Annotated in this window: 3 protein-coding genes and 2 pseudogenes; 4 read left to right on the top strand and 1 reads right to left on the bottom strand. The window is 56.0% G+C overall.

The features are described 5' to 3' along the window. From C5L12_RS28650 to C5L12_RS27540, 3 genes are all read left to right on the top strand, one after another. On the top strand, positions 1-216 hold a 216-nt coding region (locus C5L12_RS28650; RefSeq protein ID WP_205839400.1), incomplete at its 5' end, for a hypothetical protein. Between the two features lie 14 nt (positions 217-230). Next, positions 231-734 carry a hypothetical protein gene (locus tag C5L12_RS27545; RefSeq protein ID WP_157949147.1) on the top strand — a complete coding sequence of 168 codons (504 nt, stop codon included), beginning with the start codon at positions 231-233 and terminating at the stop codon, positions 732-734. 60 nt (positions 735-794) lie between these two features. Further along, a complete protein-coding gene (locus C5L12_RS27540; RefSeq protein WP_105375152.1) occupies positions 795-2,009 on the top strand; it encodes a multidrug effflux MFS transporter in 1,215 nt (404 codons plus the stop codon). A 69-nt stretch (positions 2,010-2,078) separates the two neighbouring features. Here C5L12_RS27540 and C5L12_RS28995 read toward each other — a convergent pair. Continuing rightward, positions 2,079-2,198, bottom strand: a pseudogene (locus tag C5L12_RS28995) (VOC family protein); the annotation flags it as partial. Positions 2,199-2,299: 101 nt separating this feature from the next. On the opposite strand from C5L12_RS28995, the pseudogene C5L12_RS28990 reads away from it, so the two are divergent. Next, a pseudogene (locus C5L12_RS28990) lies at positions 2,300-2,459 on the top strand (IS110 family transposase); the annotation flags it as partial.

Below are 2,459 nucleotides of genomic sequence, written 5' to 3'. Positions count from 1 at the left end.
GAGAACATGTCTCGGCAGGCGGACACGCGTCGTCGTGAAGTTTGGAGGAAGCTGCATGACGACGAGGCTTCCTGGTCAACGCGCAGCCGTCATCAGCTGGTGGCTGATTCCGGACACTATATCCAGTGCACTCGGCCCGATGTGGTCATTGCCGCCATTCTCGAGGTTGTGGATACAGTGCGGGTGGAAAACAACGGTGTTAGCGATTTTCGTTGATGGAAGGTGTCCTGTTGGGCCTCGCATTCTCAAACAAACAAACAAAGGACCAGGATAATATGTCAGTTAAACTTCTTCCGGTTTTCGCACTGCTTGCAGCATGGCCTCCAGCGGCGGTCGCCGCTGACGACTTTCCAAAGCGTCAGACAGGTTTGTGGGTATTCGACTCGCCAGATAATCGCTTGGTAAAAGGGAGTTTGTGCGTCGATGACACCCATACCAACTTCATCGAGACGGATGTCTGGTCGACTTTCGCGCAGGAGTGTGTGGTATCCAACAGGGTGGGTACGCTCGGGTCCCGGAAAATCGAGGCGAACTGCCAATCCTCGATGACGGGCAAGGTAAAGCTTACTGTCACCTATGAAGGAGATTTCACATCCCGTTACCACTTTGTTTCCGCCAGTTTGTTCGAGGGAATAGGCGGGAAAGGAGACAAGCTGATTTCGACGGTCGAGGCCGTGTATCAAGGACGATGCCCGGACGGCATGAAGCCAGGCATGCGAAGACCTCGCGGCTGAGGATCTCTTAAAGCCCGGCAGGTCTCTTCGCTGGGTATCTCTATAAATGTATATGACCACATGACATATTCCATCAGCTTCCGCGAACGCATTATCCTCTATGCCCTTCTGACCTCGTTGACCTCGCTGAGCATCGATGCGCTCCTGCCGGCATTACGCCAGATCGGAGAAGAGGTTGGTGTCGCGCCGCCGCTATCCACGCAGCACGTCATATCGCTATTCATCTTCGGCATGGTGTTCGGGGAATTGCTGTTAGGGCCGTTGTCCGATGCGATAGGGCGCAAGAAGGCGCTCGTGCTCGGCCTTTGCCTCTATGCGATCGGGACCGTCACGTCGATGCTGGCAGGCTCGCTCGAAATAGTGATCCTGGGCCGGTTCCTTCAGGGTGTAGGCGTGTCCGGGCCGAAGATCGCGACACGCGCGATGATCCGCGATCAGTTCGAAGGCGACGCGATGGCGCGCGTTATGTCCTTCATGTTCACGCTCTTTATTCTCGTGCCGATGCTGGCTCCTGCCCTGGGTCAGGGTGTGATCTCGCTTGCCGGTTGGCGCAGCGTCTTCGGTATCTGTCTCTTGATCACGGTCCTGCTTGGCATTTGGCTGGAAATGCGACACCCGGAAACATTGCCGGTCGCTAAACGTATAGAATTCCGGCCGAAACTGTTGGTTCGGAACAGCGGGCGGATCCTGTCGAAGCGCCGTGTGGCCCTGCTGATCATCGCAACCGGGATCGTGTTCGGCGCGCAGCTCCTCTACCTAAGTACGGCGGCCGATTTGTTCTACGACGCCTATGGGATCAAGGAAACCTTCCCGTTTTATTTCGCGGTCCTAGCCACTGGAATAGGCTTGGCATCGTATGTCAATGCAAGGCTCGTACAGATATTCGGCACGGATGCTATGGCTCGCGCGGCCTTTATGGGGCTTGCATGCGTCGGTCTTCTGATGCTGCTCGCTTTGATGCTCTGGGGCGGTCACCTGCCTCTTGTCGCTCTGATGGTGTTCGGGTTTTCGGCTTTCTTCGCCATTGGGATATTGTTCGGCAATCTCAATGCCATGGCGATGCGTTCTCTGGGCCAGGTCGCCGGCCTGGGCGCATCCCTGATCGCATCGGGATCGAGTTTCGTTGCGACCCTGTACGCCATCGGCATAGGAAGTTTCTATGACGGTACCGCCATGAATCTGGCAGTCGGTTTCTTTGTCGCAGGGGTCAGTTCCCTTGTCCTGGCGGAAATGGCGGCAGGGGGTGACGTCTCGCCAGTCAAAGCGGCTCAATAAAGCAGAAGCAAAGCTAGGAAGTCGTGAACGCCGGACGAATGCCTGTCCGTCCGGCTTCTGGAAGCGGCCTTAGGTCACTTGGCCCACGTCGATGCGATTCCCGTCCGGGTCCTCAAACACAAATGCTCGCAGGCCGTAGTCCTTGTTCTGAAGGCTCTTGATAATTCTTACACCGTATCGCTGGCACACGGTCTCCGCGCAGAACTGATGGAGTGGATGCCCCCTCCCGATGGCATCGCGATGTGCCAAAGTGATGTTTGCAACAACGTCACTCAGAGGAGAGAGCATCCATGAAGGAAGTTAGCATTGTAGGCCTTGACCTCGCAAAGCGGGTATTCCAGCTCCATGCTGCCAGCGCCGATGGCGGTTTGGTATTTCGTAGGAAGCTATCTCGCGTTCATGTCTTGGCTTTCTTCTCGGAATTGCCGAGGTGTGTCGTTGCGATGGAAG

Origin of the sequence: Neorhizobium huautlense (assembly GCF_002968575.1) — a bacterium.
Classification (GTDB): Bacteria; Pseudomonadota; Alphaproteobacteria; order Rhizobiales; family Rhizobiaceae; genus Neorhizobium; species Neorhizobium huautlense.
The sequence above is the reverse complement of the archived record's forward strand: the minus strand, read 5'-3'. Positions and strand labels throughout refer to the sequence as shown.

What these genes read in the sequence shown, in the direction of transcription:
- C5L12_RS27540 (WP_105375152.1), top strand. Translation starts at nt 795, where the DNA reads ATGACATATTCCATCAGCTTCCGCGAACGCATTATCCTCTATGCCCTT.